The organism is Lysinibacillus sp. A1, from assembly GCF_000801965.1.
GTDB classification, from domain to species: domain Bacteria; phylum Bacillota; class Bacilli; order Bacillales_A; family Planococcaceae; genus Lysinibacillus; species Lysinibacillus fusiformis.
This window is the reverse complement of sequence record NZ_JSZM01000001.1, coordinates 200547-223694: the sequence shown is the minus strand read 5'-3', so window position 1 is coordinate 223694 and position 23148 is coordinate 200547. Positions and strand designations below refer to the sequence as shown.

Here is a 23148-nt window from a genome sequence, read left to right as displayed (position 1 = left end):
CCCCTACGTAAGATTCCCCTCAATGAATCATTTTTATCTTCCTTTATTATATAACGAAAAAAAGCCGAACACATCAATTGATGGTCCGGCTTTTGTGAACTTCATTCATTACGCATGTTTTGCGATAAATGCTTCTAAAGCTTCTTTCGGTTGGAAGCCTACAGTTTTGTCAACTAATTCTCCATCTTTAAATAATAATAATGATGGGATTGACATGATTTGATACTCAGCAGCAGTACCTTGGTTATTATCTACATCAACTTTTACAATTTTAGCCGCACTACCTGCAGCGTCCATTTCTTCAAGAACTGGCCCAATCATTTTACAAGGTCCGCACCAAGCAGCCCAAAAGTCCACTAATACTAACCCTTCTTTAATATCGCTTTGGAACGTAGCATCTGTTGCATGTACAATTGCCATTTGAAATCCTCCTTAAACTTACTATGATTGTAGTATAGCATGGATAAATTCACTTGAGCGAACAATCTGCCTGTAATGTATTTTTTATGAAAATCCGTGTCGAAAAATTAAACGCTATCGATTAATTTTATTGATGACGGCCTTTCCATAAATACGTTAACGTAATGAAAATGTAGATGGCTAATGTAATACCTGTCACGATTATTGAAGTGGTAAAAATAATACCAATTAAGATCGTACTCAACGCAATAATCGCTATCCAAGTAGTATAAGGGTACCATTTCACTTCATACACACTTGAGTTGGCTGACTGTTTTTTTCTTGATTTTAAATGGGCTATTGCAATAATTAACCAAATAAATAATACCGTATATCCAAGTGACCCCATTAGAAAATCAAACGTCTTGCTTCCAGCATATAACGAAAAGATGACACCTACATACAATGCTAAAGTACACATCAAAATCGCATATACGGGAACATTTCTTTTGGATAATTGAGCAAATATTTTAGGGACACGACCGTCAACCGCTTGCGTATAAAGTACACGGGATGAACCATAAAGGCCCGAATTCATCGAAGAAATAATGGCAAGTAAAACGACAGCATTCATAATATGATCCGCGCCAGGAATTCCGATCATTTTAAATACCATGACAAATGGACTTTCTGGTACTCCATTCACTTCATTCCAAGGAATCAAACTAACGATAATAAAGAATGGCAGTAAATAGAAAGTAACAATACGGATTAATGTACTGCGCACAGCTTTTGGGACTACCTTTTCAGGATTTTTTGTTTCAGCTAATGTAATCCCTATGATTTCCGTTCCACCATAGGAATAGATCACCACAAGCATAGCTGCAATTAATCCCATTGATCCATTTGGGAAAAAACCACCGTGCGAAGTTAAGTTAGAGAAACCTACAGCACTATGATGACCAAATGAGACAAGCAATAAAATGAGTCCTGCAATAATAAATACAATAATAACTGTAATTTTAATCAATGCTAGCCAATATTCCGTTTCAGCAAAAATCTTCACAGATAACAGATTAATAGCTGTCACTAGCACCGAGACAGATAACGCCAATATCCAAATTGGATATTCAGGCAGCCAATATTGAATAAAAATAGCGGCCACTATAGATTCGGCAGCAATATTTAATACCCACATCTTCCAATAAATCCAGTCTAAAAAATAAGCTGGATATTTACCTAAAACGGATTCAACTAAATCTCTAAACGTTCTTGCCTCTTTATTGCGGACTGCCATTTCTGCAAGACCTTGCATAACAAATAGTAAAATAATGCCCCCTAATAAATAGGCTATAAGCACTGATGGGCCTGCCATATCGATGGCTGCACTACTTCCTTTAAATAATCCTGCGCCAATAGCACCACCTAATGCCATCATCGTAATGTGACGCGAGGTCATTGTTCGTTTTAATTGTTGCTGATTGTTCTTTTCCACTTTCCTACCTCCTAAAAATCAAAAAAGGCATACCGTCTGTTCCTTCATCATCAAATGAAAGAAGAGACGATATGCCATAAGCAAACCGCGGTACCACTCTAATTGGTTCATCATGAACCCAACTTAAAACCTTGTAACGAAGGTTAATCGTCAAACAAATAGAATAATCCGACAATTCCATTTATCTTACCACTCCTAGGCAAGTTCAAAGTCTTATTGGTCTGCGTTGCACCAACCCGCAGCTCTCTTTACCGAATAATGAGCTTTTACTACTCCTAATCTTTGCGTTTAAAAACATTATGATTGTAAATTTAATGATTATTCAACACTATAATCGTAACTGTTAATTATGTCAATATTTTATTTTGCGATAATTTTCAAATAGCAGTTGCTTGCTTAGAAAATGAAAAAAGCAGGAAGGATCATCCCTTCCTGCAATAACCTTTATGCATTCACTTTTAAAGCCTTAAATTCCTCAATTAAAAGCGGAACTACTTCAAATAAATCTCCAACGATTCCATAGTCAGCTACTTTGAAAATATTTGCTTCAGGATCTTTATTGATAGCAACTATAACTTTAGAGTTTGACATTCCTGCTAAATGCTGAATAGCCCCTGAAATACCAGCAGCAATATAAAGATCAGGCGTTACAACCTTACCAGTTTGGCCAATTTGCAGCGAATAGTCACAATACTCAGCATCACATGCACCACGAGATGCTCCAACTGCACCACCTAGTAAATCTGCCAGCTCTTTTAGTGGTTCAAATCCTTCTTCAGATTTTACACCACGACCACCAGCAACTACTACTTTTGCCTCTGATAAGTCAACACCCTCTGAAGATTTACGAACAACCTCTTTAATAATTGTGCGAAGGTTTGTAATTTCTACAGTAACTGCCGAAACATCTCCTGATTTACCATCAACTTTTTCTAAAGGTGTAATGTTATTTGGACGAATAGATGCTAATACAATTCCGTCTTTTACTTTCACCTTTTCAAAAGCTTTACCAGAGTAAATTGGTCGGATGAATACAACATCATCGCCTGCGCCTTCAATTGTAGTAACATCAGATACTAAACCTGCTTGTAATTTACTTGCAATTTTTGGCGATAAATCTTTCCCATTTGCCGTATGGCCAAAGACAATGCCAGCTGGCTTTTCTTGCTCAATAACAGCTAGTAGCGCTTGACTATAGCCATCAGATGTATATTGTTTTAAATGTGGGTGTTCCACCGTTACAACACGATCAGCACCGTATTCAAATAATGGACCTGTTAAATTTGCTACAGCATCCCCTAAAAGTACCCCTACAACCTCGCCACCATCAGCGATTTGTTTTGCTGCTGCAATTGCTTCGAAAGAAACATTACGTAAGCTTCCTTCACGAACTTCACTTAATACTAATACTTTTTTTGACATAGCATATTCCCTCCGTTACCCTTTAAGATTCGATTTTTTAAACTACCTTTGCTTCTGTGTGAAGTAGATTTACCAGTTCTTTTACTTGTACAGAAAGGTCGCCTTCAAGAACACGGCCTGCTGCTTTTTGAGCTGGTAAGAAGATATCAACCGTTTCAATCTTCACTTCTACATCATCTTCATCGATATCTAAATCATCTAATTCAAGCTCTGCAAGCGGTTTCTTCTTCGCTTTCATAATACCTGGTAGAGATGGATAACGTGGCTCATTTAAACCTTGTTGAGCTGTTACTAACAGTGGTAAAGAAGTTTCAATTACTTCTGAATCTCCTTCTATATCACGAATAATTTTTGCAGAAGTTCCATCAATTTCAAGCTTTGTAATCGTTGTTACATAATTAATATCTAATAAATCTGCAACACGTGGACCCACTTGACCAGAACCACCATCAATCGCAACATTTCCTGTTAAAATTAAATCAGCATCTTTATCTTTTAAGTATTCTGCTAATAGAAAAGCAGCAGCATTTTGATCTAATTCATCTAAATCATCTTCCGTATTGATAAGCACTGCTTCATCAGCGCCCATTGCTAAAGCTGTTCGTAATTGCTTCTCAGCATCTTCGCCACCAATTGTTACTACCGTCACTTTACCGCCAGTAGCGTCACGCACTTGGATTGCTTCTTCGATGGCATATTCATCGTAAGGGTTAATAATGAATTCTGCGCCGTCCTCTTGGATTTTACCACCCGACACAACGATTTTTTCTTCTGTATCAAACGTACGTTTAATTAATGCAAAAATATTCATATATCCATACCTCCTGGAACGTTTTATAATTCTAAGTAAACTTATAAATATTATATATATTTAGTTTCAATAACATCGATAACATACTTGCTCGTTGCTATCGACTTATGGGAAATTTATTTGCCAGTAAACATAGGCTCACGCTTTTCAATGAATGCTTGAATTCCTTCTTTTGCATCTTCTGTGACGAATACTGTGCCAAAGGATTTCGCTTCCGCTTCAATACCTTCATAAAATGAAGCATGCTTTGCATATTGCAAGGTTTGAATAGCTGCCTTCAAAGCAATTGGGCTCTTCTTGGCAATATTCTTTGCAATATTTAATGTTTCCTCTAACAGTGTCTCTTCTGAGAATGCACGGTTTGCTAAGCCCCATTGCACAGCTTCCGTACCGGAAATCGGCTCGCTCGTAAACATCATTTCAGCAGCCTTTGCTACACCAACATAACGTGGTAGTCGCTGCGTACCTCCGAAGCCAGGAATAAGGCCTAACTGTAACTCAGGTAAACCTAGTTTCGCTGATTCCGTCACAAAGCGCATATGGCAGCTCATTGCTAGCTCAAGCCCACCGCCTAATGCTGCACCATGAATAGCTGCGATAATTGGCTTAGGGAATGATTCCACACGCTCAAATACTTGCTGTCCATTGCTAGCTAGCTTCGTAAACTCTTCTCCAGATTCTACCCCAGTAAATTCTTTAATATCTGCACCTGCAGAGAAGAAACGGCCTTCACCATGAAGTACAAGGACTCTTACAGCATCATCATGTTCTACAGCATCTAGCACAGAATTTACTTCTGCAATAATACCGCGAGATAATGCATTTGCTGGCGGACGTGCAATTGTAATATTTGCTACCCCATCTTCCACTTTCCAACTTAGAAATTCCATTTCTCCACATCCTTTTAACCTTTAATGGCGTTCAGGATTAATGCCTGAACCTTTGGAACCTGCTCCATCAAATCATATCGATAGTCATTCATAACCCACGACGTAATAGTTTCATCGATTGTTCCAAAAACCATTTGACGTGCCAAGCGTACATCCATCGTTTGATTGAACTCACCTGAAAGCATACCTTCGATTAAAATTTGATCAAGTAAATGTAAATACTCACGTAATACTGAATTAATTTTTAGTCGTAAGTCTTTATTTGATTGGCGAAGCTCTAATTGTGTGACGGTTGCTAGGTATCGATCTGTCGCTAGAACATTAAAATGATTTTCAATCATTCGGGAAAGTTTGTCTTTTGACGTATTCCCATTTTCTATTATATCTTGTAATGACTCTACAAAAACAGCCATTTTTTCATTAAAGACAGAAATTAATATATCTTCTTTATTTTTAAAATATAAATAGATTGTTCCATCGGCCACCCCAGCCTGTTTGGCGATTTTCGATACTTGCGCTTGGTGATACCCATTTTCCGCAATAACGATGACAGCTGCATCAATAATTTGTTTATATTTTGGCTTATCTCGTTTCACTTTTATATCACCACCTAAAAAACATGCGCACGTCAACATAATCAAGTATGACGTGAGAACCTAAAAAAATATGAAAATATGAATGGTCATTCATTCATATTTTCATATTATATTTTACGTCATTGCTTGTCAATACTTTAACACGTATTTATTTCGCTTCTTTATTCGCCATTTTTGTTTTTTCTTCTTCCACTAATGTACGGCGCAAAATTTTCCCAACGGCTGTTTTTGGCAGCTCATCTTTAAATTCATAATACCGCGGAACTTTAAATGACGCTAGATGCTGACGGCAATATTTATTTAGTTCGTCTTCGGTAATCGAATATCCTTCTTTTAAAACGATATAAGCTTTTACCGTTTCTCCTCGATAAGGATCAGGTATACCTGCTACAACGCATTCTTGGATTTCCTCACGCTCGTATAACACTTCTTCAACCTCACGAGGGTATATATTAAAGCCCCCTGCAATAATCATATCTTTTTTACGGTCCACTACATAGAAATAGCCTTGCTCATCCATATAGCCAAGATCTCCTGTTAAAAACCAGTCATCTGTAAATGTAGCGGCCGTATCCTCTGGGCGATTCCAATAGCCCTTCATCACTTGTGGTCCTTTAACTGCAATTTCGCCAACTTCACCAACTGGCAATTCTTCCGTATCCCCTGTCCGCAAAATAATCGCTTCTGTATTTGGCCAAGGTAATCCTATCGAGCCAATCACCCGCTTGCCCCAAATTGGAGTAGCATGTGTCACTGGTGATGTTTCAGTTAATCCATAACCCTCTACTAATTTTCCACCTGTTACCTCTTCAAACTTCTCTTGCACTTCAATTGGCAATGAAGCAGAGCCACTTAGGCAGGCCTTAATAGATGATAAATCGTAATTAGCAATATCTGGATGATTTAATAAACCGATGTATAGGGTTGGCGCACCAGGGAAAAGTGTAGGCTTTTGCTTATCAATTGTCTTTAATGCAGTTTCAGCATCAAATTTCGGTAACAGCACCATTTTATTTTGAGTGAAAACTGATAAAAGCATAACAGTTGTCATACCATAGACGTGGAAGAATGGTAGGATACCCATAATGACCTCATCACCGTGCACACATTTATACATCCATGCATCACACATTGTCGTATTGGCGATTAAATTTTTATGGGTTAGCATGACTCCTTTCGGGAATCCGGTTGTTCCACCTGTGTATTGAAGTAATGCTAGGTCTTCTTCAAAATCAAAAGGAATATGATCCATTACCTTGATTGGTGCAGAACGCATTATTTCTGAAAACAAATGATTTTGTCCACTATGTTCAACCTTGACACTAAAGCCATATTGCTTTTTTTGAATAAATGGATAGACTAAATTTTTTGGGAATGGTAAATAATCTTTGATGGCTGTCACAATGACATTTTCTAGTGCGGTTTCTTTTATAATTTTCATCACTCTTGGGTACAAAATATCCATCACAAGAATAACTTTTGCACCCGAATCTGCCATTTGATATTGAAGCTCACGTTCAGTATAAAGTGGATTTGTTTGTACGACAACAGCACCTGCATACATGGCACCGTAGTAAGCGATTACACTTTGAGGCGAGTTAGGTAACATAATTGCCACTCGGTCTCCCTTTTCCACACCTAATGATTGTAAATAGTTTGCGAATCTTAAAGCAGACTCATATAGTTCGGTGTACGTCAAATCCTTCCCCATAAAATGAATCGCTACTTTTGATGGATTCTTCTTATAGGCGCGTGTCAAAAACTCTTGCACTGGAATTTCCTCAAACGTTAAAGACGATGGTACTTCTTCAGGATAATTTGCTAGCCATGGTTTTGCTGTCATACGTCCTCTCCCCTTTGTCCCAAACTTTGTCAATTCTTAATTTTATTATAATGAAAAAGAAATGCACTTTCAAACAGAAAATAGAAAATAAACGCATTTTCGATTAATTATTATGCATTTAACAACATTATTATGACTAGTTCTTAATAGGATTTGTATGGGTAGATACGATGAATACTCATTCATTCTCCGATTTTTCAGATTAGAAATAACCTATATATTTCTATATTTGAAAAACATTTTTTCCTATCAGGGCTTTAATAGATTTAGTTGAAGCCACCTGCAATAAGCTCAATAAAAAACGCATCCTTTTAAAAGGATGCGTTAAATGTGCTTAAATAGTCATCATATAATAGACGCCCACTGCCAAAAATGCAATACAGACAATGATTAGTACCTTTGCTAATTTTTCCATGTCATGACACTCCTATGCAATACTTGCCCCAATTACAAACGATAGACCAACTGAAATGGTAAAGGAAATGAAACCAACTGAGCGATTATCATTGGCAATCTCTTGATCAACATTAAAACGAGGTGTCATAAATTCAAATAAGAAATAGGCCACAATTAACAACGTAAAACCAAAAAGACCCCAGCCAATCATTTCACTTAATGTACTATGACGAGCAATAGAAAAACGAAAAATATTACAAATTCCTAGTATTTTTCCTCCTGTTGCAAGTGCCACAGCAACATTACCTTTTTTAATTTCTTCCCAATTTTTATACTTCGTCACGACTTCGAACAATGCCATCGACACGACCAAACATAACACAACAACACTAAAGTATCCTGCCGTTTCGATAATTGGATATCGCCAAAAGCCAGAATTCAGCATTTTTCTCCGTCCCCTTTATAGCTTATTTCAATTCAACAACTGTGACGCCTAAGCCCCCTTCGCCGGCTTCACCAAAACGGAAGGATTTCACACGCTTATTGTTTTTCAAATAGCTTTGAATACCTTGGCGTAAAGCCCCAGTACCAACACCATGGATAATAGATACCCGACCATAATTCGCAAGTAAAGCATCATCAATATACTTTTCTGTCCTTAAAATTGCATCTTCATAGCGCTCTCCACGCAAATCTAATTCTAATTTCACATGGCCATTTCGATTTTTTACACCAGCTGTTCGTACAATAGGCTCTTTTTCAGGCTTAATATATTCCAAATCACTATCAGAGATTTTCATTTTTAAAATCCCCATTTGGACAACCCATTCAGTATTCGAAACTTTTTCTAACAAAGTACCTCTTTGACCATAGCTTAACACCTTTACCTCGTCCCCGACAACTAAGTTTTGCGCACGGGCTTTTACTTGTGCAGCTTTTTTTAGTACTTTATTGTTTTCAAGCGGTGTTGCTTCTTCCAAACGCTTACGCGCTTCAATCAGTTCATGCTCTTTAACAACTTGGTCGGCATTTTTTCGCATTTCTCTCAGCTCAGCAATAATGCCTTCCGCTTCATGCTTCGCTTCTTCTACAATTTTACGAGCTTTTTCTTTAGCTTTCTTGTCAAGTGCCTCTTTACGCTCATCATAGGCTTGTAATTTATCTTGCAGCTCTTTACGTAAGCTCTCTGACTCTAACAATAATGCATGGGAACGCTCTGCATCATCTTCCGATTGACGACGTGTTTCCTCTAATGAAGCAATCATCGATTCAACCTCATGTCGATCTGTTCCTGTGAAGCCTTTAGCACGTTCAATAATGGTTTCAGGGAGCCCCAAGCGACTGGAGATTTCAAATGCATTCGAACGTCCAGGAACACCAATTAGTAGACGATAGGTAGGACTCAATGTTTCTATATCAAATTCAACACTAGCATTGGCAACACCAGGTCGATTATAGCCGTATGCTTTGAGCTCAGGATAGTGAGTCGTTGCCATCACACGTGCACCACGACCATGCACCTCGTCTAAAATAGAAATGGCTAAAGCTGCCCCTTCTTGTGGGTCTGTACCTGCTCCTAACTCATCAAAAAGAACAAGTGACTCATCATCAAATTTTTGTAATATGTCGACAATATTGACCATATGAGATGAGAATGTTGAAAGCGATTGCTCTATAGATTGCTCATCACCAATATCAGCAAACAATTGTTTAAACACAGCAAGCTGAGATCCATCCAATGCTGGTACTGGTAACCCAGCTTGAGCCATTAGTGTACACAAGCCCACTGTTTTTAATGTTACCGTTTTACCACCTGTATTCGGACCCGTAATTACTATTGCCGTAATGTCTTTCCCAAACTCAATATCGTTTGGCACAGCTGTATCTATTGGTAATAGAGGGTGGCGTGCACGAACAAGGCGAATATAGCCATCCTGATTCATTTTAGGCATTGTACACTTATTGGCTTGGCCATACTTGCCTTTAGCTAAAATAACATCGATATCCCCTAATACCTTTACTAAGTTAAATAAATCTGGTGCTACATCTTGCACCATTGCGCTTAATGCTAGTAAAATTCGTTCAACCTCAGCCTGTTCTTTCATTTTCAAACGATGAATTTCATTATTCGCTTGGACAATAGAATCTGGCTCAATGAATAGGGTTTGTCCAGAAGAAGATTGGTCATGAACGATTCCACCATAGTGATGACGATATTCCTGCTTAACGGGAATAACAAAGCGATCATTCCGAATTGTAACAAGTGTATCAGATAGCATTTTCGATGCATTACTGCCACGGATTAAGCTCTCCAATTTAGAGCGTACCTTTGCTTCCTCCGAGCGTAAGGATTGGCGAATAGTTCGTAAAGTTGAACTAGCCGAATCTAAAACAGCTCCGTTATCATCAATACAGTTATTAATTTCATGCTGTAATCCCGTTAATACGGGCATTGTTTCCTTTTTGGCGATAAAATGGGGAATTTCAATCACTTCATCGGCTTCCAAATCCTCAATAAAATTGCGAAGAATTCTACTAGCTCTAATAGTACTAGAAATTTCCATTAGCTCTATCGCCGCTAACATGCCTCCTATTTGGGCACGTCTTGCAGATGGTCGAACATCAAATATTCCACCCATTGGTACATTACCTTTTACACGTAAAATGGATAAACCTTCGTCCATTTCTTCCAATAGTTGTACTACTTTATCAAAGTCAGTCTGTGGTACAAGCTCCTCGATGGCTGATTTCCCAATTGAAGAAGTACAATGAGTAGCCACTTGTTGCCGTACTTTATCGTATTCTAGTGTTTTCAATGCGCGTTCTGCAATCACTGAGAACACCTCCTCAACCTATTTATTTCGTCGTATGAACGCCTCAAATTGTTCACGCGTCCATGTATTCACAATCAAATCTTTTGGTATCCATGCTCTATTGGCATAGCGAACTCCAATATCCATAAAACGTAAATGTGCGATATCATGCGCATCCGTATTAATCGCTATTGGCACACCTGCTGCTAAAGCCATCTCTAAATGCTCCACACATAAATCAAGACGATATGGATTAGCATTTAACTCTAAAATTTTACCATACTCCTTCGCCCAGGCAATTAACTGTTGCATATCAGGATTATAGCCATCACGATCTTCAATAATTCGCCCTGTAGGATGGGCAATCATATGGACATAAGGATTTTGCATAGCTGTCAGTAGACGGGCCATAATTTTTTCCTGTGTTTGTGTAAAGCTTGAATGTATAGAAGCAATTACAAAATCTAATTCGTGCAAAACTTGATCATCAAAATCTAAGCTACCATCCGGTAATATATCCATTTCTGTCCCTGAAAATAAATGAAATTCTGGGTGAGCTTCATTAAATGCCTCAATTTCCACTCGCTGTTTTTCTAAACGCTCTGGTGTTAAACCATTTGCGACTTTTAGAAATTGGGAGTGATCCGTAATAACACTATATTGATAGCCACGCGCTAGTAATGCCTTGCCCATTTCTGCAACAGAATAAGCACCATCTGACCACGTCGTATGCATATGCAAATCGGCCTTAATATCTTCTAGTCGAACCAATTTTTGGATATCCTCTGTTTTGTCAAATTCTACTGTCCCTGTACGCAAGCTTGGTGGAATCCAAGGTAAATCAAAATGAGCAAAAAATGCCGCTTCATCTTGAAATGTTAGAACAGTTCCACCTTCCTGCTCCACACCATATTCACTAATTTTTTCACCTCGCGCTTTTGCAAGCTGGCGCATGCGTACATTATGGTCCTTAGAACCTGTAAAATGATGCAAGGCAGTCGCATATTCCGTATCCTTCACTAAGCGAAAATCAACGCTTACTGGCTCATCTAAGTCCAAAATCACCGAAATTTTTGTATCTCCTGCAGCAACGACTTCTTGGATGGCTAATGTATTTAATAATTGTTCACGGACTGCCTCAACCGCTTCTGTTACAACAATAAAATCAATATCTTTACTAGTTTCCACAGCACGACGGAAACTTCCAGCTACAGAAAAACGTTCTACTTCCTCCATACTATCTAGAAGGGCCTCTATTTGTAAAACCACAGGCTCTAGCTGCCAAACGGGTAGACGCTCAGAGCGATTAGCTAAATTGGCAAGTTCCTTTAAAATTTTCTCCTCTGTTTTGGCAGCAAAGCCAGCTAATTCACGAACTTTGCCCGCTTCACAGGCCTCCTTTAAACTTTCTGCTGAGTCGATTCCTAGCTCTTGGTGAAGCTTGGCTATCTTTTTTCCACCTAAGCCTGGCAACTTTAACAATGGCAATAACCCTTTAGGGACAATCTCTTCTAGTTCCTTTAGCAAACTTGACTCACCTGTTACCATCAAATCCTCAATAACAGCAGCCGTCCCCTTGCCAATTCCTTTTAGTTTTGTCACATCATCCATTTCACTTAATGAACGCTCGTCTCCTTCAAGTGCCGCAGCTGCTTTTCGAAAGGCGGATACCTTGAATGGATTTTCACCTTGTAATTCCATATACAGAGCAATTTTTTCGAGCGTGCGAATAATGGTTTTTTTATTCACCAATAATTCCTCCTATCGTAAAAACACTTCTCTCCAAACAGAGAGAAGTGCATAGTTGACTATTGCATATAAATATACCACCAGTTTTGGAACATCTTTGTAATGACCGGTGTATGCTCCAAAATAAGACCACTTAACAATGACTTCGACATTAAATTTTGTATGCTATCAATCGGTAGTAGTGCGCATACATATAGCAAAATAAACATAATTAAATAGTTTTCAATCATGCCGAATAGCGCTCCAAGCCAACGATTTACTGTGTTCAGTACAGGTAAATAAGCGATAAAATCAAAAATCGATGCCACTATTTGCAATGTTATTTTTACGGCAAAGAAAATTACCGCAAAAGCAATTACACGATAGAATGTGCGGTCTAAATCTAGACTGTCTATCACGACACCAAGACTACCTGTATCAGTAACTCCTGGATACGGAACCCAAAATACAAATTTTTGTGCTAATGGCTTATAATAAATATACGCAACAATTAGGGCTACTATAAAGCTGACAATGTGCATCATTTGTACAATGAAACCTCGTTTTGCACCGACACCAATTCCAGCTAACAGTACCACTAATATGATTAAATCTAACATTCTCTTCAACCCTTTAATTTTTTCAATTCTTCTTCCAGCTGCTCCAGCCGCTCTTTTAATAGTAAATGATCATGTACTGTATTTACTGCTGTCAGAACAGCAAGTTTTGTGCTATCAAGTGAGGGATTATGTACGTTCATCTCGCGCATACGGTCATCAACAATCGAAGCAACAAGTCGCATATGGCCAATGGATTCCAAGCCGACCATTTTATATGTATGACCATATATTTCCACAGAAATTTTATTCTTTTCTTGTTTTTCCATAGTCGCACCCTCCTATAAATTCGATACATGCAAGATTTTTTTGGCTTGCTAGCACCATCACACAAAAAAGCTATTTATTATCATACCATGAAAGGTATAAAATTGTGAACAATGAGGACAGAAAGGATCGATTAAATGTCAAATATTGTACTTTCCATTTCAACAAATATTCAAAAAGAGGTGATGGCATACTATGCATCCAATTATATTGAACGCAAGGCTGCTGGTGTAATCTTCGCCGCAAAACTACCAGATACCTCCATAACCATGTATAAATCAGGAAAATTAATGTTTCAGGGTGGTGGAGCTGAACGTGAAGCTGCCCGCTGGGGGACCATTGAAAAAACATCGAACTCAAAATCATCTAGTATTGGAGCAAAGGGTGATACACTACCCGACCAATTTGCAACGATGTCCGTATTAGGCTCAGATGAAACAGGCACTGGTGATTATTTTGGCCCTATTACAGTAGCTGCCGTATATGTACCTGCCTCCAAAATTGAACTGATCAATGAGCTTGGTGTCAAAGATTCAAAAATGTTATCGGATGATTACATGCGGAAAATTGCTCCTGATTTACGCGCAGCTTGCGTTCATAGTGTTCTCGTCTTACGCAATGAAAAATATAACAGCTTACAGGCAAAGGGTTACTCTCAAGGGAAAATGAAAGCCATGATGCATAACAAGGCACTGCAAAACACACTGACAAAAATGGCTCCTGAGAAACCTGAATGTATTTTAATTGATCAGTTTGCAGAACGAGGCGTTTATTACAATTACTTAAAAACCGAACGAGAAATTGTACAGGAAAGCGTGTACTTTTCTACTAAAGCCGAGCAATTACATGTAGCCGTGGCTACAGCATCCATTCTAGCTCGTGCTGCGTTTTTAAAGGAAATGGATCGTCTCAGTGAAATAGCGGGTTTAGAGTTAATGAAAGGGGCCTCTAGCAAGGTAGATGTGCAAGCTGCACGTATTTGGCGTAAACAAGGCGAAGAATTTCTACGCTCCATTACAAAATGGCATTTTGCTAATACAGAAAAAGCGAGAAAGATGATTTAAAAAACATGAAGCTCCAAACGAAAAAGATTGTCTAGATGACAGTCTTTTTTCTTTACCAAAATAAAGTAAAGGCGTTATTTTCCATGAGAAAGTCATTATCCGTATGACCGTGTAATAAAAATGACAAAAGCCATCGAGAGTAAACTTCTCGATGACTTTTGACTAAATCTGAGACTATCTAGTACGACAGTCTTTTTTATAATTTTAGCGCACTTCTGTACCATCGATTGTAGCAATTGCTTTTAGTACTTTATTGTGTGCAGCTACTACTTCTTCGTCTGTTAACGTGCGTTCTGGGTCGAAGTATGTGAGCGAGAATGCCACGGATTTTTTCCCTTGCTCCATTTTCTCACCCTCGTAAACGTCAAATACGCGGATATCCTTCAATAATTTCACACCAGCTACATTAATAGCTTTAACGACTTCGCCTGCAGTTGTTGTACGGTCCATAATAAGCGCAATATCACGAGACATCGCAGGGAAACGAGGTACTGGTTTGTAGGAAAGTGGCGCTTCTTGATCAGTTGCATTTAATAGAGCAACAAGATTCATTTCCATAACATACGTATCTTTTACACCCCATGCCTTTTCCTCTGCAGGGTGTAGTCCACCAATAATACCTACTTGCTCGCCATCCAATACTATACTAGCTGTACGACCTGGGTGTAACCCATCAATTTGTGCTTTTTCAAATGAAATGCGATTTTCTAAGCCAAGCTTGCCAATAACACCTTCTATTACACCTTTTAAGACGAAGAAATCTACAGCTTTTTTCTCGCCTTGCCAAGCGTGATCTAGCCATTTCCCTGTAAGGACGGCTGCAAGATGCTCTTCTTCGAAAGGTTGCCCTTCCTCCGATTGACCAAGGAATACTGAGCCAATTTCATATAGAGCTACACTGTCTGCTTGGCGGGCAACATTATAGGCTGCTGCTTCTATTAAGTGTGGAACTAGGCTTTGTCGTAATGTAGAGCGTTCTTCACTCATAGGCATTAATAAACGAGTGACTGGTTCAGCTTTCAATGCAAATCGCTGTGATAGCGCATCAGATGTTAATGAATACGTCACAGCTTGATACAAGCCAGCACCCTCCATATAATTACGAACAACACGACGATTAGCTTGATAAGCGGTTAAACTACCTACTTGTGTAGCCCCCTCTGGTAATGTCGTTGGAATCTCATCGTAGCCATAAAGACGAGCAATTTCCTCTACGATATCCTCTTCGATTTTAATATCCTGACGACGTGTTGGTGCATCAATAATTAATAAGCCATTTGCAGCCTCTACTCCGAATTTTAAGCGCTCTAAAATAGAAAGCATATCCTCTAATGCGATTTTCATGCCTAAACGTTCGTTAATAAAATCTGGTGATACGACAACACGAGCTGGTGTTTTATCTAAATCGTCTACCACACATGTACCTTCCAATACTTCACCACCAGCTAATGCAGCAAGTAATGTTGCAGCACGTTCAGCTGCAGGTAAAACACGATTCGGGTCTACCCCTTTCTCAAAGCGGGCAGATGCATCAGATCGAAGGCCAAGATGACGAGATGTTTGACGCACTGTTAAGCCGTCGAAATAAGCCGATTCAATGACAACAGTCGTTGTAGAATCTGTTACCTCAGAATTAGCACCACCCATTACACCAGCAATAGCAACTGGCTCTTTGCCATTCGTAATAACTAAATCTGACGCTTTTAATGTACGTTCTTGGTCATCCAAAGTTGTGATTTTCTCACCCTCCGTTGCTTTACGAACAACGATTTCACCTGTTGCTAGACTATCATAGTCAAAGGCATGAAGTGGTTGACCATACTCCATTAACACATAATTCGTTACGTCCACTACGTTATTATGCGGGCGTACACCTGCTGCCATCAAACGATTTTGAAGCCACATCGGTGACTCCCCAATTTTGACGTTTTTCACAACTTTTGCGACGTACATTGGGTTTGCTTGCATATCTTCCACACGAAGCTTTAGTAAATCCTCTGCTTTTTCGCTGGCAGCTTGATAAGAAATATCTGGATACTTTACTTCCTCTGACAGGATAGCACCCACCTCATATGCTACACCTAGCATTGAAAGGGCATCTGATCGATTTGGTGTTAACCCAAGCTCTAGCACTGTATCTCGTAAGCCTAGAATAGCCAGTGCGTCCGTTCCTACTTGCGCATCTTTTGGAAGTACGTAAATGCCCTCAGAGTACGCTTTAGGTACAAGCTTTCCTTCAATACCTAGCTCTTGTAATGAACAAATCATGCCATTTGATTCATGTCCACGAAGTTTAGCTTTTTTAATTTTAATACCGCCTGGCAAATGGGCACCTGGGCGAGCCACAATTACTTTTTGACCAGCATCTACATTGGGAGCACCACAAATAATTTGTTGAGGCTCTTCTTCACCAACATCCACTTGACAAATATTTAATTTATCGGCTTCTGGATGTTTTTCCTTTGATACCACATATCCGACTACAACTTTTTCCATTGCATTTGCACGATCAATGACTGCGTCTACTTCAATTCCTGAACGTGTAATTTTTTCTGCTAATAGCTCAGGTGCTAAGTCCTGTGTATTGACATAATCTTTTAACCATTCTAATGAAACTAACATGTTTTATCCCCCTTACGCCTCTGTTCGCTCGAATTGTGATAAGAAACGAGTGTCACTCGTATAGAAATGTCGAATATCGTCGACACCATATTTCAACATGGCAATACGCTCTGCACCAATACCAAATGCGAAACCAGAAACTTTCTTCGGATCATAGCCAGCCATTTCTAAGACGTTTGGATGAACCATACCTGCGCCTAGTATTTCAATCCAGCCAGTGCTCTTACATACGTTACATCCTGAACCACCGCATTTAAAGCACGAGATATCCATTTCAACAGATGGTTCTGTGAATGGGAAGAAGCTCGGACGAAGTCGAATTTCACGTTCAGCACCAAACATTTTTTTTGCTAAAGTATCTAAAGTTCCTTTTAGATCACTCATACGAATATTTTCGCCAATTACTAAACCTTCAATTTGCATAAATTGATGTGAGTGCGTGGCATCATCATTATCACGACGGAATACTTTTCCTGGACATATGATACGAATAGATTCACCTTTTTTAGCTTCCATAGTACGAGCCTGTACAGGCGATGTATGAGTACGTAATAATATTTCCTCGGAAATATAGAACGAGTCTTGCATATCACGAGCGGGATGACCCTTTGGCAAATTTAATGCTTCAAAGTTATAGTAGTCTTTCTCTACTTCAGGACCCTCTGCAATTTCATAGCCCATGCCAATAAATAAATCTTCAATTTCCTCAATGACACGTGTCAATGGATGACGATTCCCTACTTTTATTTCACGTCCAGGTAAAGTAACATCAATCGACTCACTTGCTAATTTTTCAGCAATAGCCGCTTCTTCAAGTACAGCAGCTTTTGACTCTAATACTGCCGTTACGTTTTCACGAACATTATTCACTAAAGCACCCATTTTTGGTCGCTCTTCAGCTGATAATTTACCCATTCCTTTTAATAAATCAGTAATAGGTCCTTTTTTCCCTAAATATGCAACACGTACTTCATTTAATTCTTTTAGACTTGCTGCCGCTTCAATTTTAGCAAGTGCTTCTTGCTCTAATTGTTTTAATTGCTCTTCCATGTTAAAACCTCCTTAGAAAATTAACGCCTGTTTTTAGGCATAAAAAAACTCGCCCCTAAAAAAGGGACGAGGACATATTCGCGGTACCACCCTAGTTATTGCAAGGCCAATATCCTTACAATCACTTCATTCACATAACGACTTGATAAAGCCGGCTTACCTTTACAGCATCAAGCTGGTCCCGGTAGCTGCTCGCGGGCTGAATTCAAAATTGCATCGGTACGGCGTTGGCTCTCAATCTCCGGCCACACGCTCCCTGTCGTCCATTCACAATCTTTACTACTTCCCGGTCATAGCATTTCATATTTAAACTTACATTTTAGAATTGATTATACAATAACGATCAGTTGCAAATCAAGGGGCAACTAGCGGAAACCCGCATGATTCTGTCAGTTATTTCACAAAACCATATAAAACTATACCAGTTGCTACAGCTACATTAAGTGATTCAGCCTGACCAAAAATTGGAATGATTATATTTTGGTCTGTCATTGCTAAAAGCTGTGGCTGAATACCACTACCTTCATTCCCCATAATAATCGCAAATGCACCAGTATGCTGAATGTCGCTATATGGCACTGCGTCTTCATCCAATGCCGTACCAAATACTGGAACTCCTTGATCCTGTAAAAAGTCTACACATTCCGTTAACTCTTCACGTACTACAGGGATGTGGAAATGTGAGCCTTGTGCAGCTCGTAACGTTTTAGGGTTGTAGACATCGGCACAGCCCTTCCCTAAAATAACGGCATCTAATCCAGCTGCATCGGCTGTACGAATCATCGTCCCAATATTGCCTGGGTCTTGAACAGCATCGATCAATAACACTTTACGCCAGGATGCCTTTACTTCCTCCTCTAATGCAGGCTGTTTACAAATAGCAAAAACACCTTGTGACGTTTCTGTTTCCGCAAATTCCTTCGCTACTACTGACGTAACCTCTACAATAGCAATGCCATCAATTGGCCATAGCATCGGTAAATCTACACCTTCACGTACAATAATTTGCAGGACTTGCTCTTTATTTTTTAATGCTTCTTCTACAAGGTGAAAGCCTTCGACTATGAATTCACCTGATCGTTCCCGTTCTTTTCTTGTTGTCGCTAATTTTTTCCAATATTTCACTAGCGCATTTTGCGTAGATTCGATTCTCTTCATCGCTACCTCTTACCGCCTTTTTCCTATATATTGACCATTATTATACCTTAGTAAATACTAAATTTCATAGCTATGTGAGAAAACTGTTTTTTCTAGGACAAGTGTAATTTTAATGCAGTGTCTAACAACTCCACCATGCTATAATGATACATACTTCGTAATAATTTTACAGTATCAAGAAAAAAGGTGATCCAGATGAAAAAAACAATACATGTAGTTGGTGCCATTATTGAAAATAATCAACAAGAAATTTTCTGTGCTTTAAGAAATGACCATATGGTACTCGCTAATTATTGGGAATTCCCTGGTGGTAAAATTGAACTCGGCGAAACTCCCCAGCAAGCACTTTATCGAGAAATTCTTGAGGAATTCAACTGCTTCATTCAAGTTGGTGAGCTAGTGAACGAAACTCTTTATGAATACGAACAATTTTTTGTTCACCTAGAAACTTATCTAGCCACTATTGTTAAAGGTACTCCACAAATATTGTAACATGCTGAAGCAAAATGGGTTCCTCGTCAGCAATTGCTTAAGCTTTCTTTTGCACCTGCCGATTTACCTTCCATTGAAAAATTATTAGCGGAGCCATAACACATATTTACTTCATATCAAAAAAATGAGTCACTTGGTTACGACCATTTTTTTTCGATGCATACAAGGCATCATCCGCATTTTTTAGCAATGTCGTACCAGTATCTTCTAATGTGACGGTTGCCATTCCAATACTTATCGTCACCTGACCAGCTGTCCAATGATCCAATGCAACTGTTTTTCTAATTTGCTCCCCTATCTCTTTTGCTGCGGCAATCTCAGTGTCTGGTAAAATCATGACAAATTCCTCACCACCATAACGAGCAACGGTATCTTCTTTACGCGCTCGTTGTGTTAATAGCTGTGCCAATTGAGCAAGAACATCGTCACCTACTTGATGTCCAAACGTATCATTAACTTTTTTAAAATGGTCAATATCAAGAATACATAGGGAGAAAGGCTTTGCTGATTCATAATAACTATTGAGCTGTTGTTCAAGTTTATCTTGGAAGAATCTTCTGTTTTTCAAACCCGTAAGTTTGTCTGTCTCCGACAATTCAATTAAAGTAGCATTCACGGCTAATAATTTTGCCTGTTGTTGTTCGATTTCTACATGAATTTGCTCCAAATTGGCTAATGCCTGTTCTTTTTCTTGGTAGGCTGCCTCTAGTAGCTTTTTAGCTGAACGTAACTCTTGTTCATAATCAATACGCTTTTGCATTTTGACTAAAATACAATCAATTCGCTCTACCGTATCTTCCTTGTACAATCTAGCATTCATTAGAAATGGTATAGCCATCCCTTCCTTATGTTTGAGATGAATAAACAATTCCTCTACTTGTTGTTCTAAATTTATCATCGGATAAAAATACGAGTGAAAAATTAATTTATTAGCAGTAGATAGAAGTATCTCTAGATGCTGTTGCAGCAAATCTACCTGCTCAAAGCCTATCCAATTTAATAAGGTGTGATTGACCTCTGCAATTACTCCTTCGTGAGTGATGGAAAGAAAACCACATGGCGCATCATTCAGTCGTTGTTCCATTTACAATAATCCTTTCATTATTCTTCCCTACAAAAAACCCATAATACACAGGATGGTTTCATTTGGGTGACTAATGTGAGGGTAATGTCCTTTCGCTTCCATTAAGCTAAAAGTACTGCCTTTAATATGTTTATGTAAATAATCTCCTACACTTATAGGCACAATACTGTCCTCAGAGCATTGGATAATTAAAACTGGGACTGTTACCTTTGATAATTCATTTCGATGATCCGATAAAAATGTTACCTCGGCAAATTCTCTCGCAATGACAGGGTCTGCAGATTTAAATGTTTGTTGGAGCTCATCCGTTAATGCTGGATTTTCAGGATTGCTCATTGCGATAGGAGCCATATAGCTTGCCCAACCAGCAAAGTTCATTTCCATCATATCTAATAATTCCGAAATATCACTACGCTCAAATCCACCAATATATTCGCCATCATTTAAATAACACGGAGAAGGTCCAATCATAATCAATTTTTTAAAGTATTCAGGTCGTTTGATGGATGCAAGTAATCCAATCATAGAACTAATAGAATGTCCTACAAAAATACTTTGCTGTAATTTTAAAGATCCAATAACATCCAATAAATCTTGCACGTAGCCTTGCAAATTTTGATATTTCTCTGATGTATAGGCATTTTTATCTGAGCTTCCAGATCCGACATAATCGAATAATATAATTTTATATTTGTCCATAAATGCAGGCGTAATAAAACGCCACATGTTTTGATCACAGCCAAAACCATGTCCAAAAATAATCGGTTGATCTCCTTGTCCAATTACTTTCACATGATTACGAAAGGTAATATTTTCCATACTACTTACTCCTTTTTAGAAATATATGTAATAGTTTTATTGTGACCTTTGGTACTGTAATTATCAAGATTAATTTCCACCTATAGATCGGACATGCTTTCACTATAAAAAGAGAGCAGCAATGCGCCCGCATACTGCTCATCTTATAGACTATAACCATTTGCTAATAGGCGGAATACTTTGCTGAAATTGAAATACATTAAATGGATCATATTTTGTTTTCACTTCTCTCAACCTTCTAAAATTACGACCATAATAGGCTGTTGGCCAATCTTGAATAAATCGATCTGGGAAATTGACATAATCGCCTGTGGTATATGGAGATAAAGTCCTCCGTATGTCCTCCACCCATTTTATACTTTGCCTTTCTTCATCTGGATTTTTCCAAGAGGTATTGTATTCTTGAGCCATTATTGCATTTCGGTAGAAATAGGCTGTGTGATTTGGAGCAATTTCACTGACGGCTCCTCTTAAGGATTGCTGCCAAATTGTCGTATTTGGATTAGGGGCATGCGTTAAAAATTCCTTCATTCTCTTAATGGCCTCAAAAGGAAGCGGTCTCTCAATAAAAGAACCTGATCTTTTATAGAGCGCAGGTTGATTACCACTTGGTAGATCAAAAAATTCTACAGCCTTTATATAGGGTACTTCCTTTATCCATATATTTATTGGTGAACCTGCCTTTCTTAATGGTCGAAGAAGTTTTTTTAATTCCGCTGTGGAACCCACAAATTCTCCTTGAGATACGATCTCCCCAACTTCCTTCGTCTTTAATTCAATTTGTGATGTCAGACGCCTATCAGTAAATGGAGCCCATTTTTGCCATGTATCAAAAGCAAGCTCAAAATCACTCCATCCCCATGTGATAGAAAAGAGCGAAACATCACTGATCGCATGGAGCTTGAATGTTAATGAAGTGACAATACCGAAATTGCCACCGCCGCCACCACAACTGGCCCAAAAAAGGTCATTATTGTGTTGCCTATTTGCTTGGATCATCTTGGCACCATCCTGTCCACTTGCAATCACTATCTCTATTTCGAGGAGATTATCACAAGTTAGCCCAAAAAGTCGTGACAGCATGCCAATCCCTCCACCAAGGGTTAAGCCAACTATGCCAACGCTACTTTCTGTACCAGCAGGTATTGTTACACCTTTTTCCCATAATTCTCTGTATACCTTTCCTAAATTGGCACCAGCCTCGATTTTGACCGACATGTCTTGGAGATTAATAGCCATATTATTCATGTCACTTATATCAATAACAAGACCCTTATTTAATAACGAAAAATTTTCATAGCTATGCCGGCCACTGCGAACCCTGAAAGGTTCATTGTTTTCCCTTGCCCATTTTATGGCATTGACCACATCTTTTGTTCTTTGACAAAATACAATTATACTCGGATATTTGGAATTATTTAAATTATTATTCGTCCGCGCTTGTTCATAATTCGGATCTTCAGGAGTAACGATTCTACCTGTAAGTTTCGCCTTCTTCACCTTAAACCCCTTCCCCATCACATCTAATTTATGTCATATCCTATGCTAGGTATCCTAAGGAAAGAATTTGAAGCTTTAAGCT

The 23148-nt window shown here is 38.7% G+C and carries 19 protein-coding genes, 1 pseudogene and 1 other annotated feature; of the genes and pseudogenes, 2 read left to right on the top strand and 18 right to left on the bottom strand.

The features are described from left to right. Window positions 1-108 precede the first annotated feature (108 nt). From trxA to zapA, 12 genes are all read right to left on the bottom strand, one after another. Window positions 109-420, bottom strand: coding sequence for a thioredoxin (trxA, locus tag PI85_RS00995; protein WP_008179170.1), 312 nt, complete (start codon window positions 418-420; stop codon window positions 109-111). Window positions 421-547: 127 nt separating this feature from the next. Continuing rightward, the gene (locus PI85_RS00990; RefSeq protein WP_036127309.1) at window positions 548-1858 is read right to left on the bottom strand and encodes an amino acid permease; all 1311 of its coding nucleotides are present in this window, start codon (window positions 1856-1858) and stop codon (window positions 548-550) included. Window positions 1859-1953: 95 nt separating this feature from the next. Next, window positions 1954-2186: a binding site (T-box leader), on the bottom strand. Between the two features lie 152 nt (window positions 2187-2338). Beyond that, complete coding sequence (locus PI85_RS00985) at window positions 2339-3316, bottom strand: electron transfer flavoprotein subunit alpha/FixB family protein (RefSeq protein WP_036119430.1); 978 nt, start codon at window positions 3314-3316, stop codon at window positions 2339-2341. Window positions 3317-3353: 37 nt separating this feature from the next. Then, window positions 3354-4127 (bottom strand): electron transfer flavoprotein subunit beta/FixA family protein, encoded by a 774-nt coding sequence (locus PI85_RS00980; RefSeq protein ID WP_036119433.1) that lies wholly within the window; start codon window positions 4125-4127, stop codon window positions 3354-3356. Between the two features lie 116 nt (window positions 4128-4243). Further along, window positions 4244-5017, bottom strand: coding sequence for an enoyl-CoA hydratase (locus tag PI85_RS00975; protein WP_036119435.1), 774 nt, complete (start codon window positions 5015-5017; stop codon window positions 4244-4246). A gap of 14 nt (window positions 5018-5031) precedes the next feature. After that, entirely contained in the window at window positions 5032-5613 is a 582-nt protein-coding gene (locus PI85_RS00970) for a TetR/AcrR family transcriptional regulator (protein ID WP_025114529.1), read from the bottom strand. A 148-nt stretch (window positions 5614-5761) separates the two neighbouring features. After that, window positions 5762-7456: a long-chain-fatty-acid--CoA ligase gene (locus tag PI85_RS00965; RefSeq protein WP_036119437.1), complete on the bottom strand. Its 1695-nt coding sequence runs from the start codon at window positions 7454-7456 to the stop codon at window positions 5762-5764. A gap of 427 nt (window positions 7457-7883) precedes the next feature. Beyond that, window positions 7884-8297 (bottom strand): DUF350 domain-containing protein, encoded by a 414-nt coding sequence (locus PI85_RS00960; protein ID WP_008179180.1) that lies wholly within the window; start codon window positions 8295-8297, stop codon window positions 7884-7886. 22 nt (window positions 8298-8319) lie between these two features. Beyond that, the gene (locus tag PI85_RS00955; RefSeq protein ID WP_036119439.1) at window positions 8320-10686 is read right to left on the bottom strand and encodes an endonuclease MutS2; all 2367 of its coding nucleotides are present in this window, start codon (window positions 10684-10686) and stop codon (window positions 8320-8322) included. Window positions 10687-10704: 18 nt separating this feature from the next. Beyond that, window positions 10705-12414, bottom strand: a complete 1710-nt coding sequence (gene polX / locus PI85_RS00950; RefSeq protein WP_082011527.1) for a DNA polymerase/3'-5' exonuclease PolX — start codon at window positions 12412-12414, stop codon at window positions 10705-10707. A 59-nt stretch (window positions 12415-12473) separates the two neighbouring features. Next, a complete protein-coding gene (locus PI85_RS00945; protein ID WP_012295574.1) occupies window positions 12474-13013 on the bottom strand; it encodes a CvpA family protein in 540 nt (179 codons plus the stop codon). A 5-nt stretch (window positions 13014-13018) separates the two neighbouring features. Continuing rightward, complete coding sequence (zapA, locus tag PI85_RS00940; protein WP_008179187.1) at window positions 13019-13279, bottom strand: cell division protein ZapA; 261 nt, start codon at window positions 13277-13279, stop codon at window positions 13019-13021. Window positions 13280-13414: 135 nt separating this feature from the next. Between zapA and rnhC the strand changes: the two genes are divergently transcribed. Then, window positions 13415-14341 carry a ribonuclease HIII gene (gene rnhC, locus PI85_RS00935; RefSeq protein WP_036119446.1) on the top strand — a complete coding sequence of 309 codons (927 nt, stop codon included), beginning with the start codon at window positions 13415-13417 and terminating at the stop codon, window positions 14339-14341. A gap of 204 nt (window positions 14342-14545) precedes the next feature. Here the strand turns inward: rnhC and pheT are convergent, their stop codons facing one another. From pheT to PI85_RS00920, 3 genes are all read right to left on the bottom strand, one after another. Beyond that, on the bottom strand, window positions 14546-16963 hold the full coding sequence (gene pheT / locus PI85_RS00930; RefSeq protein ID WP_036119449.1) for a phenylalanine--tRNA ligase subunit beta: 2418 nt from the start codon (window positions 16961-16963) through the stop codon (window positions 14546-14548). A gap of 12 nt (window positions 16964-16975) precedes the next feature. Then, entirely contained in the window at window positions 16976-18013 is a 1038-nt protein-coding gene (gene pheS / locus PI85_RS00925; protein WP_036119452.1) for a phenylalanine--tRNA ligase subunit alpha, read from the bottom strand. Between the two features lie 393 nt (window positions 18014-18406). After that, window positions 18407-19171, bottom strand: a complete 765-nt coding sequence (locus tag PI85_RS00920; protein WP_036119455.1) for an RNA methyltransferase — start codon at window positions 19169-19171, stop codon at window positions 18407-18409. Window positions 19172-19366: 195 nt separating this feature from the next. Between PI85_RS00920 and PI85_RS00915 the strand changes: the two are divergent. Then, a pseudogene (locus tag PI85_RS00915) lies at window positions 19367-19762 on the top strand ((deoxy)nucleoside triphosphate pyrophosphohydrolase). 7 nt (window positions 19763-19769) lie between these two features. Here the strand turns inward: PI85_RS00915 and PI85_RS00910 are convergent. From PI85_RS00910 to PI85_RS00900, 3 genes are all read right to left on the bottom strand, one after another. Then, a complete protein-coding gene (locus tag PI85_RS00910; protein ID WP_036119458.1) occupies window positions 19770-20747 on the bottom strand; it encodes a sensor domain-containing diguanylate cyclase in 978 nt (325 codons plus the stop codon). Between the two features lie 27 nt (window positions 20748-20774). Then, window positions 20775-21566, bottom strand: a complete 792-nt coding sequence (locus tag PI85_RS00905; RefSeq protein ID WP_036119461.1) for an alpha/beta fold hydrolase — start codon at window positions 21564-21566, stop codon at window positions 20775-20777. A 150-nt stretch (window positions 21567-21716) separates the two neighbouring features. After that, entirely contained in the window at window positions 21717-23066 is a 1350-nt protein-coding gene (locus tag PI85_RS00900; protein ID WP_036119463.1) for an FAD-binding oxidoreductase, read from the bottom strand. Window positions 23067-23148 lie beyond the last annotated feature (82 nt).

Bases quoted from the DNA above. Each gene is read 5' to 3' on its own strand.
- zapA (WP_008179187.1), bottom strand. From the start codon at position 13,279: ATGGAAAAACAAGAAAAGAATAAAATTTCTGTGGAAATATATGGTCAT.
- PI85_RS00965 (WP_036119437.1), bottom strand. From the start codon at position 7,456: ATGACAGCAAAACCATGGCTAGCAAATTATCCTGAAGAAGTACCATCG.
- PI85_RS00960 (WP_008179180.1), bottom strand. From the start codon at position 8,297: ATGCTGAATTCTGGCTTTTGGCGATATCCAATTATCGAAACGGCAGGA.
- PI85_RS00945 (WP_012295574.1), bottom strand. From the start codon at position 13,013: ATGTTAGATTTAATCATATTAGTGGTACTGTTAGCTGGAATTGGTGTC.
- pheT (WP_036119449.1), bottom strand. From the start codon at position 16,963: ATGTTAGTTTCATTAGAATGGTTAAAAGATTATGTCAATACACAGGAC.
- PI85_RS00985 (WP_036119430.1), bottom strand. From the start codon at position 3,316: ATGTCAAAAAAAGTATTAGTATTAAGTGAAGTTCGTGAAGGAAGCTTA.
- PI85_RS00980 (WP_036119433.1), bottom strand. From the start codon at position 4,127: ATGAATATTTTTGCATTAATTAAACGTACGTTTGATACAGAAGAAAAA.
- PI85_RS00990 (WP_036127309.1), bottom strand. From the start codon at position 1,858: ATGACCTCGCGTCACATTACGATGATGGCATTAGGTGGTGCTATTGGC.
- PI85_RS00920 (WP_036119455.1), bottom strand. From the start codon at position 19,171: ATGAAGAGAATCGAATCTACGCAAAATGCGCTAGTGAAATATTGGAAA.
- PI85_RS00910 (WP_036119458.1), bottom strand. From the start codon at position 20,747: ATGGAACAACGACTGAATGATGCGCCATGTGGTTTTCTTTCCATCACT.
- PI85_RS00905 (WP_036119461.1), bottom strand. From the start codon at position 21,566: ATGGAAAATATTACCTTTCGTAATCATGTGAAAGTAATTGGACAAGGA.
- PI85_RS00975 (WP_036119435.1), bottom strand. From the start codon at position 5,017: ATGGAATTTCTAAGTTGGAAAGTGGAAGATGGGGTAGCAAATATTACA.
- trxA (WP_008179170.1), bottom strand. From the start codon at position 420: ATGGCAATTGTACATGCAACAGATGCTACGTTCCAAAGCGATATTAAA.
- rnhC (WP_036119446.1), top strand. From the start codon at position 13,415: ATGTCAAATATTGTACTTTCCATTTCAACAAATATTCAAAAAGAGGTG.
- pheS (WP_036119452.1), bottom strand. From the start codon at position 18,013: ATGGAAGAGCAATTAAAACAATTAGAGCAAGAAGCACTTGCTAAAATT.